A 14,864-nucleotide genomic window follows, 5' to 3' on the forward strand; every position below is an offset into this window, starting at 1 on the left:
CATCGCAATGCGACCGGACATCTTGGGATCAGGTTTGGGTTCTTTCATATCAGCCACCATAGGATCAGGCCCACCAGTACGAGGATTGCCAGAAAGATCATCGCCCCTCCGGCACGTCCGCCCGGCGGGGTTTTGGGTGTCAGGGACGGCACACCGGAATAGGGCTGGGCCGATTCCGCCGTCAGGGGCGGTGCGGTCCAATCGGGTTGTTCTTCGCCGTAGGTACCGATCAGCGTCAGGTCAGAACCGATGTTGAGCGTCGCCCCGTACCCCTCGAATGCCGAGGAGAACAACAGCAGCACATAGCCGTCCAGCGCTTCGATCCGGGTGTGGTCGCGTGCGATCTGGGCGTCGGTGGCCGTGTAGCCGTCGGTCAGATAGCGGGCCAGACCGACGCCGGTCAGGTCAGAGACGGGGAAAAGCTCGGCCGTGTCGGGCGGGGCGTCGAAGCCCAGCAGATCCGCAATCAGCGCGGTCTTTTCCACGCTGCGCAGATCGCGCGCCATCACATCTATCGGGCGGTTGACGGCAAACAGCCTGATCTGGCCGTGCTCGCCCTTGGGTATATGCAGTTCGGTCACTTGGGGTCCCCCTCAAAGCGGTTGGCCAGCAAGGCACCAAGCCCGTCGCTGTCATGAATATATTCAAATCCCAGATGCGCGGCCAGAACGGGATTGTCGGCCCGTTCCTGCCGGATAAAGAAAACCGACGGCGGGCTGGTTTTCTTGACGTCCGGCTTGGTTTCCGCGCTGCGCGGGAACGCTTTGACACGGGTTTCACCCTTTTGCAGGCGAAAGAAAAGCGCGCGGTGACTGGTCAGCGCGTAGCGGGTTCGGGCCAGGTCGGTCCAGCGGTTCAAACCCTTGACCAGTGACAGCACTACAAGGGCGATGATCACGGCCAGGATCACGGATTGCGACACGGGCAGGTCGTTGTAGGTCAGCAACAGGCCGCCCGCAATCACGGTACCGATAGCCCCGATAAAGGGTCCGAGCAGTTGAAAATTGCGCAAGGACAGGCGCGGCCGGGGGCGGCCCGTCCAAAGCAGGTCTTCGCCGGGTTCAAGAACCTTTGCCCAGAAATCATCGGTCATAGGACAGCCGCGCGGGCTGCCGCGATGCGGGCCTTCGTCCTGCGCAGGTCAGGGACCAGAGGCAAGGTGATGCTCTGCCGGTTTGGCAGGCGCAGGTTGATCGACCACAAGGACAGCTTTCCGATTGCGCTGATGTCCGTGAGCGCCAGCGTCAACGGGTCAAAAGCATCCGGTTCCTTGATATAAAGCGCGCGGTTTGTCAGCCGCCACACGGTCTTGCGATTGCTGTACCAGATCTGGAAATCCTCAAAGATCCACATGTAAAACAGCGCCGTCATGGCAGAGGCCAAGACCCAGGTCACCACATTGAAATAGGGCAGGATCGGCGCGCAGACCAGCATGGTCAGGGCCATCAGCGTCAAGGAACGCCACAGGAATGCGCGAGGGGAAATCCGCCAGCGCAGCAATTCCTGTTCGTCTTGCGCGTCTGGCGTCATGCGGCCCCCTTGCGGCTGTCAGCAAGGTTGCGCGCCAGCAGGTCCATCGCGGCCATGCGCACGGCGACGCCCATTTCGACCTGATCCTGAATGACGCTGCGGTTGATGTCATCTGCAAGCGTTCCGTCAATCTCGACCCCGCGGTTCATCGGACCGGGGTGCATGACGATTGCGTCGGGCTTGGCATGGGACAGCTTTTCGGCATCCAGACCAAATCTGTGATAATACTCGCGTTCGCTGGGGATAAATCCGCCATCCATGCGTTCTTTTTGCAAGCGGAGCATCATGACCACGTCGACGTCCTTTAGACCTTTTTCCATGTCGTCGAACACCTCGACGCCAAATTCGCCGATTTGCGCGGGCATCAGGGTGGGCGGGGCGATCAGGCGGATGCGGTTCTCCATCTTGCCCAGAAGCATGATGTTCGAGCGCGCCACCCGGCTGTGCGCGATGTCACCGCAGATCGCGATGGACAGGCGGTGCAGGCGACCTTTGGCGCGGCGGATGGTCAGCGCATCCAGCAAGGCCTGGGTCGGATGTTCGTGCCGCCCGTCGCCCGCGTTCAGGACGGCGCAATTCACCTTTTGCGCCAGCAGGTCCACTGCGCCCGATTGCGGATGGCGCACCACCAGAAGATCGGGATGCATGGCATTAAGGGTCATCGCCGTGTCGATCAGGGTTTCCCCCTTTTTGATCGAAGACGCCTGCATGGCCATGTTCATCACATCCGCACCAAGGCGCTTGCCTGCGATCTCGAAACTCGCCTGTGTGCGGGTGGAGTTTTCGAAGAACATGTTGATCTGGGTCAGACCGCGCAGCGCGTCGCTGTGCTTGTGTGGCTGACGGTTCAGGTCGACATAGGTATCGGCCAGATCCAGAAGCGTGGTGATGTCGGTTTGCGACAGGGGTTCGATACCCAAAAGATGTCGGTGTGCGAAACTCATACTGGCGGACCCCACTCTATTTGGGGCGTTATAGGCGGCGGCGGCCATGTGGGCAAGCATTCGGGCGCGCGTCTGGTCGCAGGTGTGGAATGGATTTAAGGCCATTTGGAAGTTGGGATTTTTATTGCCGGCCGCAGCGCGTAAGTTGGCGGCATGGAATCAGTCGAATATCATCAGGCATTGGCACTTTTGCACTGGCAGATCGAACTTGGCGCGACCGAGGCGATCTGCGACGCGCCGGTCAATCGTTATGAGGTACCGGCAGCCGTCGAAAAACCTAAACCGGCAAAGCCGGGGCCAGGGCGGGTCGTGCCGATGGCGGCGGGGATTGATCCGCTTGCGGAAGCGACCCGCTTTGCGGCCGCAGCCCAGACGCTGGAAGACCTGCGCGCTGCGATGCAAGCTTTCGAGCATTGCGAGCTGAAGCGCGGTGCGCGCAATATGGTGTTTTCTGATGGCACACCCGGCGCGCGGGTGATGATCGTCGGCGAGGCACCGGGACGCGACGAGGACCGCGAGGGCAGGCCGTTCGTCGGAGCCGCAGGGCAGTTGCTGGACCGGATGCTGGCCGCGATTGACATGGGGCGGACCCATGCCGATGCACCGGTTTACATCACTAACGTTCTGCCATGGCGGCCGCCGCAAAACCGCGACCCGAAACCTGATGAAATTGCCATGATGAAGCCGTTTCTGATCCGTCATATCGAACTGGCCAAACCCGAGGTGTTGGTGATTGTCGGAAACTGGGCGGCGCAGGCGTTGCTGGGCAAGCGCGGCATCACCCGGCTGCGCGGGCAATGGGCGCAGGTGCAGGGCCTGGCAGCACTGCCGATGTTCCATCCCGCCTATCTGCTGCGCAGCCCCGAATTCAAACGCGAGGCTTGGGCCGATCTGCTCGAGCTGAAAGCGCGGCTGGCCCGTGGTTGATCCGCTGACCCTTTTGGCGTTTGTGCCTGCGGCCCTGGCGCTGAACCTGACGCCGGGGGCTGATATGATGTTTTGTCTGGGGCAGGGCATGCGTTTCGGGCCCAGGGCTTCTGTCGCTGCAAGTGCGGGGATATCGCTGGGCGGAATGGTACATGTGACGCTGGCCGGACTGGGACTGGGTGCGGTGGTCGCTGCCGTGCCGTGGGCGTTTGACGTCATCCGATGGGGTGGCGTCGTCTATCTGTTGTGGCTCGCGGTGCAAACCTTGCGCGGTGGGGCGGAACAGCAGGCCGTAACGCTGCGGCCGTCGGCCTTTCGTGGCGCGTTGATCGTCAGCCTCACGAACCCCAAGGTCATTTTGTTTGTGCTTGCTTTCGTGCCGCAGTTCGTCGTGCCCGATGCGGGCCCTGTCCTGTTGCAATTCCTGATCTTTGGGGCAGTCCTGTCTGCTGGCGGGTTTGTCATCAACGCGGCGGTTGGCGTTTTTGCCAGCGGTCTGGGGCGCAAGCTGGCGAAAGGCGGGCAGGCCTTGCGGTGGATCAGCAGTGGAATTTTCGTGGCACTTGCCGCGCGACTGGCAGTATTGGAGCGGACATGAGCCGAATTGACGAAACGATAGATTTTATTCCTGTGCGTATCGCGGTGCTGACCGTATCCGACACGCGCAAACTGGCCGAAGACCGATCGGGCGATGCGCTGGTCGGGCGCATTTCTGAGGCGGGGCATACGCTTGTGCAGCGCGCGATCGTGCGCGACGAGCGTGACCAGATCGCTGATCAACTGCGGGCCTGGTGTGCCGATCCCGCGATTGATGTTGTCATCTCGACGGGGGGGACCGGGCTGACCGGACGCGATGTCACGGTCGAAGCGCACCGCGACGTCTATGAAAAGGAAATCGACGCGTTCGGCACGGTTTTCACCATCGTATCGATGCAAAAAATAGGCACATCAGCGGTTCAAAGCCGCGCGACCGCGGGCGTGGCGCAGGGCACCTATCTTTTCGCACTTCCCGGATCGCCGGGGGCCTGCAAGGATGCTTGGGATGAAATCTTGGTCAAGCAGTTGGATTACCGGCACAAACCCTGCAATTTCGTCGAAATAATGCCGCGTCTGGACGAACATAAACGCCGCAAATAGAAAAATCTGTTAAATCTTGCCTTGGTGCGACGGAATGCGCCTGTTTGGACGTATCATAACTGTGATTTGGTTGTTGGGACGTCTAGGCTAGCTTGCCGTGGACAAGGCAGTTTTTGGGATCGGATGGGTATGCGTTTTCTTCGGCAAAGCATGATCGGGCTGTTTCTTGCAGCGATGACGCTGGGGCTTTTGATCTTTGCGGTCGATCTGGTTGGCGGCGCTGTCCAGAAACGCATGGCGGATGAACCTGAGGCTCGCGTACCGCGCGAGCGGGTGTTCTCTGTCAATGTGCGGACGGCAACGCCCGGGACCGAAGTGCCAATTCTCGAAAGCTTTGGCGCAGTCCAAAGCCGCCGCACGCTTGAACTGCGCGCCGCGGTCGGGGGCCGCGTGACAGAGCTGGCACCGGGGTTTGAAGATGGCGGTGTTGTGGAGGCCGGGCAGGTCCTGATCCGGCTTGATCGCGCCGATGCCCTGGCCGAGGTTGCGCGCGCCAAAAGCGCTGTTCAGGATGCAACTGCCGAAGGCCGCGATGCCGCGCGTGCGCTTGATCTGGCCCGTGATGAGCAGGCAGCGGCCGAGGAACAGGCCGCCTTGCGCGCCCGTGCTTTCCAGCGTCAGGCTGATCTGGCGGATCGCGGCGTCGGGACGGCGATTGCAACGGAAACGGCAGAACTGGCAGCGTCAAGCGCGCGGCAGGCGGTTCTTGCCCGCCGTCAGGTCGTGACCCAGACCGAAGCGCGGATTGACCAGGCCGCGAGCCTTCTGTCACGGACGAAAATCGCGCTGGCCGATGCGGAACGGCGTTTGGCCGAAACGACGATCACCGCACCTTTCGACGGGACATTGACGGAAACAGCCGTCGTCGAAGGCGGGTTGGTGTCTGCAAATGAACGGCTGGCCGAATTGATTGACCCGCGCGATCTTGAGGTGTCGTTCCGCGTGTCAACGGCGCAATATGCGCGTTTGATCGATGAAAACGGCGCGCTGATCAAGGCGGATATCACTGCGCGGCTGGACGTGGCCGGCATTGACCTTGAGGCGACTGGGGCGATCACCCGCGCCAGTGCGGCAGCGGGCGAAGGGGCCAGCGGGCGGCTGATTTTCGCGTCGCTGACCCAAGCACGGGGCTTCAAGCCGGGGGATTTCGTCACCGTGAGTGTGCAAGAGCCTGCGCTGGACATGGTCATCCGACTGCCAAGCTCTGCGCTGGATGCGCAGGGCCGCGTGCTGGTCTTGGACGACGAGAACCGGCTTGAGACGACGCAGGTTGAAGTACTGCGTCGCGTCGGGGATGCCGTGCTGGTCCGCGGCACTATCGCGGGGCGTGAAGTGGTCGAGGCGCGGTCGCCCTTGCTGGGGGCTGGTATCGCCGTCAAGCCGCTGCGCGCGGGTGCTGCGCCGGACGTCCCTCAAATGATCGAGCTTACCCAGGAGCGCCGGGCCAAGCTGGTGGCCTTTGTCGAAGCCAACACCCGCATGCCCAAAGAAGCGAAAGCCCGCGTATTGGCGCAGTTGTCAGAACCGCAGGTGCCCGCGCAGATGATCGAGCGGATTGAAAGCCGGATGGGGGGATAAGCGGATGGCCGAACCTGCGTTCCGCAAATCCGGCGGCATCCTGTCCTATTTCGTGCGCCACAAGACGGCAGCGAATTTGTTGCTGGTCTTGCTGCTGGTGTCCGGTGTGGCCTCCGCCCCCAATATGCGGGCGCAGTTTTTTCCCGACGTTATTCTGGACAGCGTGACCGTCACGACCGTCTGGACAGGGGCGGGGGCCGAAGACGTGGACAGCGCGATCGTTCAGGTGCTTGAACCGGCGCTGTTGACGGTAGAAGGGGTCGAAAGTTCGACCGCCGCATCGCGCGAAGGCAGCGGGACAATCACGCTTGAGTTCGAGCCGGACTGGGACATGGCCCGCGCGGCGACCGATGTGCAGACAGCGGTTGATGCCGTGACGACACTGCCCGAAGATGCCGAAGACCCGGTCGTGCGCCGTGGCACATGGCGCGACAGGGTGACAGATGTGGTGATCACGGGGCCGATCAGCCCCGAACAGTTGGGCCGCTTTGCCGACGAATTTGTCTCGCGGCTTTTTGCGGTCGGGGTGACGCGCAGCACCATTCAGGGTGTCGCATCGCCCGAGACCTTGATCGAAGTGCCGTCGACCAAGCTGATCGGCTATGACATCACCATGGCTGAAATTGCCACCGTCATCGCAGCCGAGGTTGACGCCGACCCTGCTGGCGATGTGACGGGGGCCAATGCCCGCGTACGCACGGGGACGGCAAAACGCAGCGCCGAGGCGCTTTCAGGTGTGGTCTTGCGTAGCAATGCGGATGGATCGACGCTGACCGTGGGCGATGTGGCACGGGTGATCGAGCGTGGCTCTGACCGCGAGGTGGGGTATTTTGTCGGCGAAGACCCCGCAATTTCCGTGCGCATCGACCGCTCTGACGGGGGGGATGCCATCGGCATCCAACACAGCGTCGAAGAAGTCGCGGGTGATATGGCCGTCATGCTGCCCCAGGGGGTGACGATCGAATTGATCCGCACGAGGGCGGCGGCGATTACTGGCCGTCTTGACCTGTTGATTGACAACGGTCTGATGGGGCTGGCGTTGGTTGTCAGTCTGTTGTTCCTGTTTCTGAATGCGCGCACCGCGTTTTGGGTCGCAGCGGGCATTCCGGTCGCCATGGCGGCAGCGATTGCGCTGATGTATGCGGGCGGCATTACCATCAACATGATTTCGCTTTTCGGGTTGATCATCACGCTGGGCATTGTTGTCGATGACGCTATCGTGGTCGGAGAGCACGCCGATTACCGCCATAAGGAGCTTGGTGAGACACCTTATCAGGCGGCTGAAAACGCCGCGCGGCGCATGTCAAAGCCGGTATTTGCGGCAACGATGACCACGATCATCGCATTCTTCGGGTTGCTGGCCGTGGGCGGGCGCTTTGGCAGTCTGATCGGGGATATCCCTTTTACGGTGATTGCCGTCCTGGCCGCGTCCTTGGTGGAATGTTTCTTGATCCTGCCCAACCACATGGCCCACGCGATGATTTCCGGTGCCAAGGAACGCTGGTACGACATCCCGAGCCGCGTGGTGAACAAAGGCTTTGTCTGGGTGCGGGAAACCCTGTTTCGTCCCTTCATGGCGGGCGTGATCAAGGCTCGATATGTGGTGCTGGCGGGTGTGGTTGCTGTGCTCGCCTCGCAGGTCGCTTTGTTCATCCAGGGCGATGTGCAATGGCGGTTTTTCAACGCACCTGAACGCGGGTCGGTCACCGGTAACTTTGCCATGGTTGAAGGGGCCACGCGCGAAGACACGCTGGCGATGATGCGTGAAATGCAGCGCGCCACCGAGGCCCTGGGGGTCGAATATGCCGAGCGCCATGGCACCAACCCCATCGATTATGTGATTGCCCAGATCGGCGGCAATGCGGGACGCGGTCTGGATGGTGCCGACAGCAAGGACGAGGATTTGCTGGGCGGTATTTCGATTGAACTGATCGATGCTGATCTGCGGCCCTATTCCAGCTTTGCCTTTGTCGGCGAATTGCAGGAAGCCGTTGTGAATCACCCGCTGGTCGAGACAGTCAGCTTTCGCGGCTGGCGTTCGGGCCCCGGGGGCGATGCGCTGGATGTCCAGTTTTACGGTGCCGACACCGATGTGCTGAAAGCCGCGTCAGAAGACCTGCAAAACGCATTGCGCCAATTCCCCGAGGTTAGCGCCGTGCAGGACAATCTGGCCTATGACAAGGAAGAGCTGATCCTTGATCTGACCCCCCAAGGGCAGTCGTTGGGCTTTACCATCGACACGCTGGGCCGCGCGTTGCGCAACCGTCTTGCCGGGATCGAGGCCGCGACCTATCCCGATGGCCCCCGCTCCGCCACGATCCGGGTCGAACTGCCCGAAGGTGAATTGACGGCCGATTTTCTGGACCGCACCCAAATGCGCACGCCGGGGGGCCAATATGTGCCGTTGGCCGACATCGTCAGTGTCGACAGGCGCACGGGGTTCAGCACGGTGCGGCGCGAAAACGGGATCAGGTTGATCTCGGTCACCGGTGACATTTCGGAAGACGATGCCGCCCGCGCGACAGAGATCACTGCGGCGATGCAGGACGAGATCCTGCCGCGCATTGCGTCCGAACGGCAGGTCGAATTCCGCATTTCTGGCCTGAGTGAACAGGAAAACACCTTCCTGTCAGAAGCTTTGACCGGATTGATCCTTGTGCTGACGGGCATCTATCTGGTGCTGGCCTGGGTCTTTGGCAGCTGGACGCGTCCCTTGGTGGTGATGGCGGTGATTCCGTTCGGGCTGGTCGGGACGATCTATGGCCATGCCCTTTGGGATGTACCGCTAAGCATGTTCACCGTCGTGGGCCTGCTGGGGATGACGGGGATCATCATCAATGATTCCATCGTTCTGGTCGGGACAATTGACGAATATGGCGAAACGCGCGGATTGATCCCGTCGATCATCGACGGCGCGGCAGACCGGTTGCGGCCCGTCATGTTGACCACTCTGACCACCGTGCTGGGCATGGCACCGCTGCTCTACGAGCAAAGCCAGCAGGCCCAGTTCCTGAAGCCGACGGTGATCACACTGGTCTATGGCTTGGGTTTCGGGATGTTTCTGGTCTTGCTTGTGGTACCTGCGCTGATTGCCGTTCAGCATGATGTTTCGCGGCAAATCCGCGCGATGCGCCGCGGGTTGCGGGGGCGGGCGCGCGGGTTGCGTTTTGGGCTGATCGGGCTTTGGGCCGTGATGCTGGCGTGGGCTGCGATCACGTTGGGCTGGGCGGGGATTTACGGCGCGCTTTATCCGGGGCTCGCAGCCATGATGCCGTCTTTGGCGGGAATGGCTCCGCTCACGGCTGCGTTGGTGATCTTTATCGGCGGGGCTGCGGTGATCGCGCTGGGCGGCTATATCATCGGTGCGGTTGCGTTCGGCGTGCAGCGGCGCAAACAGGCGGGCTGATCAATCGGGCGTGCAGCCCAGAATATCAACCGAATGCTTGCTGCCCAAGACCGTGATGCGGACCGCCGCGCGGCTGATGGCCACGGTCGCACCGCCGACATGGGCCATATCGACCTTTGCCTTCAGGATATTGCCTTTGCGGCTGGTGTCGGCTTCGCTGACCCAGATGTCGGGGTTGCCGGATTCGATCACCACCACTTCCTGACCTCCGGCATCGGGGAGGGTCAGCGAGGCCTCAAGCTGCACGTCACCGTCCGTGACCGTCATGGTGCAGGTAGCCTTGGTCACGCCTGCCTCTTTCGCGGAATAGGGGCGCTGCGCAAGCGATGCGGCAATGGCGGGCACGGCACGGGTGGCTTCCGTGTCGATCAGGCCCTGAATATGCAGCGTTGCTGGCACGCAGATATCAAGGCAGACGCCCATGTCGATCGTGGTCTTCAGCATCACCGGCGCGCCCTTGTCCGGCGTGGTGATCATCAGGGGCAGCAGCACCTGGTCGCGGTAGCCGATCGTCGTGAGGTTCTTTTCGCGAAACACGGTGGGGGCTGGCCATTCAACATCGACGGCGGACAGATTTTCAGAGCCGGTCCAGTCGAAATGCGGCGGGATGCCCATGTCACCGGGGGCGCGCCAATAGGTTTTCCACCCGGGTGCCATGGTCATGCGGATCGCCGCGACACGGTTGCCATCGGGCAGCACCCATCCTTGCAACAGTTCGCCCTTGATCACATCCATGGCGACGGCGGGCAGTGGTGCCAGCATCATGGCAGCCAAAAGGGGGATCATTTTTGTTTTCATACCCCTTCATGGTGCAAGAGCGGTAGACTGCCAAGTCACGTTTGTATCATGAAACGCTACAAAGCGGTGGGTTGAAAGCAGCGCCGCGCCGCGCCATGCTGTCTGCAATGGAAAGGGGCCTTTAGACATGGAAATGGACCTGACAGGTCAGTTGCTGATTGCGATGCCCGGTATGGGTGACCCCCGATTCGACCATTCGGTGATTTTCATCTGCACCCATAATGCGGATGGCGCGATGGGATTGATCGTCAATAAACTGGCATCCACCCTGAAATTGACCGACGTCCTTGAACGGCTGAGCAGCGTCGACATGGAAGACAAATCCGGCCTTGGCGTTCACATCGGTGGCCCGGTCGAGACCGAGCGCGGCTTTGTGCTGCACAGCCCGGAATACCGGTCTGTGATGCAAACGCTTGATGTGTCTGATGATTTCGCCATGACGGCGACTTTGGATATTCTCGAAGACATCGCGCGGGGCAAAGGGCCTGAACACGCGATGCTGATGCTGGGCTATGCGGGCTGGGGCGCGCACCAGCTTGAGAATGAGATCGCGCAAAACGGTTGGCTGACCTGCAAGGCCACGCCCGAGATCGTGTTCGACGCGCATAATGACAGGAAATGGTCCGCCGCGCTGTCGTCCTTGGGAATCGATCCGCTTGGCCTAAGCGCGACTGCCGGGCACGCCTGATCAGCGCGGTGCCGCCGCGCGTTCCAGCCTGTCGTTGATTGCGCGGCCTAGCCCGTGATCGGGTACCGGGGCCACGGCGATAGGCTTGTCCATCGCGTCGAGGGCATGCAGGTGATCAAATAGATGTGCGGCTGCTTCGATCAGATCGCCCGTCGGTGACAGGTTCAGATCGCCATCGACGGGACCAAAGCCCAGCATCACTTCACCGGGATTGGCGGACAGCGCATTCAGCCTTACCCGCGCGTTCGGCGCATAATGTGACGCAAGCTGACCGGGGGCGATGATCTCGGCCCCATTTGCGATCTCAAGTGGCTCACCCAAGGCGGCCTCGATCGCCTCGACCGGCAGACCGCCTGCGCGCAGCAGTGTCGGGCGTGGCGTATGAAGGCCAATGATCGTGCTTTCCAACCCGACGGGGCAGGGGCCGGCATCCAGTACCGCGTCGATCTTGCCGCCCAGACCGTCCAGCACGTGCCGGGCTGTCGTGGCGCTGATCCGGCCCGACGGGTTGGCAGACGGGGCGGCGACCGGCCCGCCGAAAGCGGTCAGAACCTGATGCGCCGCGTCCAGCGCAGGAACCCGTATTGCCACGCTGTTCAGGCCGGCGGTAACAAGGGACGACAACCCGTGATCGGGGGCGAGAGGCAGCACCAGGGTCAGGGGGCCGGGCCAGAAAGCGGTCGCCAGAACCTCGGCCAGATCGGACCAGAGGCCGTAGCGCCGGGCCTGCTGCGTTTCAGCCAGATGAACGATCAGCGGATTGAAGCTGGGCCTGCCCTTGGCGGCATAGATGCGTGCCACTGCCGCGCCATTGCACGCATCAGCCGCCAGCCCATAGACCGTTTCCGTAGGGATCGCGACCAGACCGCCACTGCGTAAAAGGGTCGCAGCGCGGTCGATACCGGCCAGATCAGGGCGCAGAATTTCGGTCATCGCGTCATCATCACCTCTATGACGCCGCGTTTCGGGTTGCGGCGGGATGGCTTGCACATCATTCTGACAAAAAAGCGCCCATGATTTCAGACGTGGGCTTATCAGATCGCCGTTCGGTTTGCCACGCGAACCCACGCGCATAAAGGGGGAAAACCATGCCATATCGTGCAGCCGTCGAAGATTACAACTTTTTGTTCGACCATGTCGTCAAACTGGACGCGGTCCGCGGCACCGACAAGTTCGAGGATGCCACGGATGACGTGATCCGCGCGATCCTCGAAGAGGCAGGCAAGCTGTGCAACGAGGTGCTGGCCCCCTTGCAGCGCCCCGGCGACCTTGATCCGGCGCGGCTGGAAAACGGTGTGGTGCGGACATCGAACGGCTATGCCGACGGGTTCAAGGCCATCGCGGACGGCGGTTGGATCGGCATCAGCGCAGACCCGGAATATGGCGGCATGGGCTTGCCCCTTAGCCTCGCCAGCGCGGTGAACGAGATGATGAGCGGCGCGTGCCTGTCGCTGCAACTGGCCCCCTTGATGAGCCAAGGCCAGATCGAGGCACTGGAGCACCACGCCAGCGACGCGATCAAGGACCTGTACCTGCCCAAGCTGATCTCGGGCGAATGGACCGGGACGATGAACCTGACGGAACCGCAGGCAGGGTCCGACGTGGGTGCGTTGGCGTCCAAGGCCGAAGACAACGGCGACGGGACGTTCAGTATCTCGGGCCAAAAGATCTACATCAGCTGGGGCGACAATGATTTCGCGGAAAACGTCTGCCATCTGGTACTGGCGCGCTTGCCGGGAGCCCCTGCGGGCACCAAGGGGATCAGCCTTTTCCTTGTGCCGAAAATCCTGCCGAATGACGACGGGACACTGGGCAAGGCGAACAGCCTCAAGGTCGTGAGCCTTGAACACAAGATGGGCCTGCACGGATCGCCGACATGCGTGATGCAATATGACCAGGCCACCGGTTGGCTGGTGGGGCCTGAACAAGGCGGGATGGCCGCGATGTTCACCATGATGAACAACGCGCGTCTGGGGGTTGGCGAACAGGGCATCGGCGTGGCCGAAGGCGCGTATCAGCACGCGCTGGCCTATGCGCTGGACCGCAAGCAGGGCAAGACCTCAACCGCTGACGGCACGGGCAGCATCGTAGACCACGCCGATGTGCGTCGCATGCTGATGACGATGAAGGCCGACACCTTCGCCGCCCGCGCCATCGCCCTAAGCTGCGCGGTCGCCATCGACATGACCAACGCCACGGGCGAGGCCGACTGGAAATCCCGCGCGGCCTTCCTGACCCCGATTGCCAAGGCATTCGGCACCGACACCGGCATAGCCGTGTCAGAGACCGGTGTGCAGGTTCACGGGGGCATGGGCGTGATCGAAGAAACCGGAGCCGCGCAATATTGCCGCGACGTACGGGTGACGGCGATCTACGAAGGCACCAACGGCATTCAGGCGATGGACCTTGTGGCACGCAAGATGATGGATGGCGGTGATGCCGCGTACCGTCTGCTGGACGAGATCGAAGCCGATGCCGAAGCCGCCCGCGAGGCGTTTCCGAACATGGCCGACGCGGTCTGGCAGGCCTCTGAAACACTGCGCGAGGCAACGGAATGGCTGGTGTCGCAGACCGATCTGGACAACCGTTTCGCCGGGGCCGTGCCTTATCTGCGGGCCTTCGCTCGGGTCTTGGGTGCTCATCTGCACCTCAAGGCGGCGCTGGCAGACAAGGGCGGCGCGCGCGAGAAGCTGGCACGGTTCTACATCCTGCGCCTGCTGCCCGAACATGTCGGTCTGCTGACCCATGCACAGGCAGGCAAGGCCGACCTCTTTGCCATGACCGCTGACGAATTGGCCGTTTGATGTTAGATAAAAAACCTGTCGGCCTTCGGTATCCGTGGGAAACGCCACCGGCCCATGATGCGGCGATCGAAATTGCCCCCGGTGTCTTGTGGTTGCGCCTGCCGCTGCCGATGAAGCTGGACCATGTGAATGTCTATGCCTTCGACGAGGGCGACAGCTGGACCATCATCGACACCGGCTTTTCGTCGAAAAAGGCCAAGGCGATCTGGGGCGATCTGATGGCGGGCCCCTTGGGCGGCAAACCGGTTTCGCGGGTCATCGTGACCCACCACCATCCCGATCACATCGGGTTGGCGGGCTGGTTCCAGACTGAACACGGGGCCGAACTGGTCACCACCCGCACCGCGTGGCTGACCGCGCGGATGTTGACGCTGGACGCGCAAGAAGCCCCGGCCGCCGAAACGCTGGCGTTCTACAAGCTATCCGGCATGGACCGCGACTTGCACGACAAACGCGCCGCCGAACGGCCGTTCAACTTTTCCGATGTGGTCGACCCGCTGCCCTTGGGCTTTACCCGGATCAAGCAAGGCGACCGGATCACCATCGGTGGGCGGGTGTTCGACGTGCATATGGGGAACGGCCACGCCCCCGAACATGCCACATTCTGGAGCAGGGACGACCATCTGGTGATCGCGGGTGATCAAATCCTGTCGTCTATCAGCCCGAATGTGGGCGTATATGCTACTGAACCCATGGCCGATCCCATCGGTGAATGGCTCGAGGCGTGCGAACGGCTCGCTCCGCTGGCGCGCGAGGATCATCTGGTGCTTGGTGGCCACAAACTGCCCTTCACCGGCCTGCCCACGCGGATGCGGCAGTTGATCGAAAACCACCATGGTGCGCTCAAGCGGCTGGTCAAGTTTATCGATACCCCGAAATCCGCTTCCGAATGCTTTCCGACCTTGTTCAAACGCAAGATCGGCGAGGGGGAATATGGATTGGCCCTGGTCGAAGCTGTCGCACATCTAAGTCATCTGTATCAAACGGGCCTTGCCACCCGCAGCTTGCGCGCCGAGGATGGGGCGTGGGTGTATCAGGCAAAGGACTGACGG

The 14,864-nt window shown here is 61.8% G+C and carries 14 protein-coding genes; 8 read left to right on the plus strand and 6 right to left on the minus strand.

The window, feature by feature from the left end:
* Positions 1–44: 44 nt before the first annotated feature.
* The 4 genes from RGAI101_RS15915 to RGAI101_RS15930 are packed head-to-tail and all read right to left on the minus strand — an operon-like array spanning position 45 to position 2,474.
* Positions 45–581 (minus strand): hypothetical protein, encoded by a 537-nt coding sequence (locus RGAI101_RS15915; protein ID WP_037228528.1) that lies wholly within the window; start codon positions 579–581, stop codon positions 45–47.
* Positions 578–1,093, minus strand: coding sequence for a hypothetical protein (locus RGAI101_RS15920; RefSeq protein ID WP_037228530.1), 516 nt, complete (start codon positions 1,091–1,093; stop codon positions 578–580). The genes RGAI101_RS15915 and RGAI101_RS15920 overlap by 4 nt, the downstream gene beginning before the upstream one ends.
* Positions 1,090–1,530, minus strand: coding sequence for a hypothetical protein (locus RGAI101_RS15925; protein ID WP_037228533.1), 441 nt, complete (start codon positions 1,528–1,530; stop codon positions 1,090–1,092). Before RGAI101_RS15925 ends, RGAI101_RS15920 begins: the two co-directional genes overlap by 4 nt.
* Positions 1,527–2,474 carry an aspartate carbamoyltransferase catalytic subunit gene (locus RGAI101_RS15930; RefSeq protein ID WP_037229706.1) on the minus strand — a complete coding sequence of 316 codons (948 nt, stop codon included), beginning with the start codon at positions 2,472–2,474 and terminating at the stop codon, positions 1,527–1,529. Before RGAI101_RS15930 ends, RGAI101_RS15925 begins: the two co-directional genes overlap by 4 nt.
* A gap of 153 nt (positions 2,475–2,627) precedes the next feature.
* Here RGAI101_RS15930 and RGAI101_RS15935 point away from each other — a divergent pair, with 153 nt between their 5' ends.
* From RGAI101_RS15935 to RGAI101_RS15955, 5 genes are all read left to right on the plus strand, one after another.
* Complete coding sequence (locus RGAI101_RS15935) at positions 2,628–3,401, plus strand: uracil-DNA glycosylase (protein WP_008226852.1); 774 nt, start codon at positions 2,628–2,630, stop codon at positions 3,399–3,401.
* The gene (locus tag RGAI101_RS15940; protein WP_008224907.1) at positions 3,394–3,999 is read left to right on the plus strand and encodes a LysE family translocator; all 606 of its coding nucleotides are present in this window, start codon (positions 3,394–3,396) and stop codon (positions 3,997–3,999) included. The genes RGAI101_RS15935 and RGAI101_RS15940 overlap by 8 nt, the downstream gene beginning before the upstream one ends.
* A complete protein-coding gene (gene moaB, locus RGAI101_RS15945) occupies positions 3,996–4,538 on the plus strand; it encodes a molybdenum cofactor biosynthesis protein B (RefSeq protein ID WP_008226355.1) in 543 nt (180 codons plus the stop codon). Before RGAI101_RS15940 ends, moaB begins: the two co-directional genes overlap by 4 nt.
* A gap of 129 nt (positions 4,539–4,667) precedes the next feature.
* Entirely contained in the window at positions 4,668–6,116 is a 1,449-nt protein-coding gene (locus tag RGAI101_RS15950; protein WP_008227715.1) for an efflux RND transporter periplasmic adaptor subunit, read from the plus strand.
* Positions 6,117–6,120: 4 nt separating this feature from the next.
* Complete coding sequence (locus RGAI101_RS15955) at positions 6,121–9,522, plus strand: efflux RND transporter permease subunit (RefSeq protein ID WP_008227248.1); 3,402 nt, start codon at positions 6,121–6,123, stop codon at positions 9,520–9,522.
* Here RGAI101_RS15955 and RGAI101_RS15960 read toward each other — a convergent pair whose 3' ends face one another.
* On the minus strand, positions 9,523–10,308 hold the full coding sequence (locus tag RGAI101_RS15960) for a protein-disulfide reductase DsbD domain-containing protein (RefSeq protein WP_254655284.1): 786 nt from the start codon (positions 10,306–10,308) through the stop codon (positions 9,523–9,525). It lies immediately after the preceding gene.
* Between the two features lie 145 nt (positions 10,309–10,453).
* Between RGAI101_RS15960 and RGAI101_RS15965 the strand changes: the two genes are divergently transcribed.
* Positions 10,454–11,008 (plus strand): YqgE/AlgH family protein, encoded by a 555-nt coding sequence (locus RGAI101_RS15965; RefSeq protein WP_037229708.1) that lies wholly within the window; start codon positions 10,454–10,456, stop codon positions 11,006–11,008.
* On the opposite strand, the gene RGAI101_RS15970 is transcribed toward RGAI101_RS15965, so the two are convergent.
* Positions 11,009–11,941 carry an L-threonylcarbamoyladenylate synthase gene (locus tag RGAI101_RS15970; protein ID WP_037229711.1) on the minus strand — a complete coding sequence of 311 codons (933 nt, stop codon included), beginning with the start codon at positions 11,939–11,941 and terminating at the stop codon, positions 11,009–11,011. It abuts the gene before it with no gap.
* Between the two features lie 155 nt (positions 11,942–12,096).
* On the opposite strand from RGAI101_RS15970, the gene RGAI101_RS15975 reads away from it, so the two are divergent.
* Positions 12,097–13,812, plus strand: coding sequence for an acyl-CoA dehydrogenase (locus tag RGAI101_RS15975; RefSeq protein ID WP_008224937.1), 1,716 nt, complete (start codon positions 12,097–12,099; stop codon positions 13,810–13,812).
* A complete protein-coding gene (locus tag RGAI101_RS15980; protein WP_008224905.1) occupies positions 13,812–14,861 on the plus strand; it encodes an MBL fold metallo-hydrolase in 1,050 nt (349 codons plus the stop codon). The genes RGAI101_RS15975 and RGAI101_RS15980 overlap by 1 nt, the downstream gene beginning before the upstream one ends.
* Positions 14,862–14,864 lie beyond the last annotated feature (3 nt).

It is taken from the genome of Roseobacter sp. GAI101, from assembly GCF_000156335.1.
In the GTDB taxonomy this organism is placed as follows: domain Bacteria; phylum Pseudomonadota; class Alphaproteobacteria; order Rhodobacterales; family Rhodobacteraceae; genus Sulfitobacter.

Excerpts from the sequence above, each read along its gene's own strand:
- RGAI101_RS15925 (WP_037228533.1), bottom strand. The coding sequence starts at position 1,530 with ATGACGCCAGACGCGCAAGACGAACAGGAATTGCTGCGCTGGCGGATT.
- RGAI101_RS15930 (WP_037229706.1), bottom strand. The coding sequence starts at position 2,474 with ATGAGTTTCGCACACCGACATCTTTTGGGTATCGAACCCCTGTCGCAA.
- RGAI101_RS15920 (WP_037228530.1), bottom strand. The coding sequence starts at position 1,093 with ATGACCGATGATTTCTGGGCAAAGGTTCTTGAACCCGGCGAAGACCTG.
- RGAI101_RS15950 (WP_008227715.1), top strand. The coding sequence starts at position 4,668 with ATGCGTTTTCTTCGGCAAAGCATGATCGGGCTGTTTCTTGCAGCGATG.
- moaB (WP_008226355.1), top strand. The coding sequence starts at position 3,996 with ATGAGCCGAATTGACGAAACGATAGATTTTATTCCTGTGCGTATCGCG.
- RGAI101_RS15975 (WP_008224937.1), top strand. The coding sequence starts at position 12,097 with ATGCCATATCGTGCAGCCGTCGAAGATTACAACTTTTTGTTCGACCAT.
- RGAI101_RS15965 (WP_037229708.1), top strand. The coding sequence starts at position 10,454 with ATGGACCTGACAGGTCAGTTGCTGATTGCGATGCCCGGTATGGGTGAC.
- RGAI101_RS15970 (WP_037229711.1), bottom strand. The coding sequence starts at position 11,941 with ATGACCGAAATTCTGCGCCCTGATCTGGCCGGTATCGACCGCGCTGCG.
- RGAI101_RS15980 (WP_008224905.1), top strand. The coding sequence starts at position 13,812 with ATGTTAGATAAAAAACCTGTCGGCCTTCGGTATCCGTGGGAAACGCCA.
- RGAI101_RS15955 (WP_008227248.1), top strand. The coding sequence starts at position 6,121 with ATGGCCGAACCTGCGTTCCGCAAATCCGGCGGCATCCTGTCCTATTTC.
- RGAI101_RS15935 (WP_008226852.1), top strand. The coding sequence starts at position 2,628 with ATGGAATCAGTCGAATATCATCAGGCATTGGCACTTTTGCACTGGCAG.
- RGAI101_RS15960 (WP_254655284.1), bottom strand. The coding sequence starts at position 10,308 with ATGATCCCCCTTTTGGCTGCCATGATGCTGGCACCACTGCCCGCCGTC.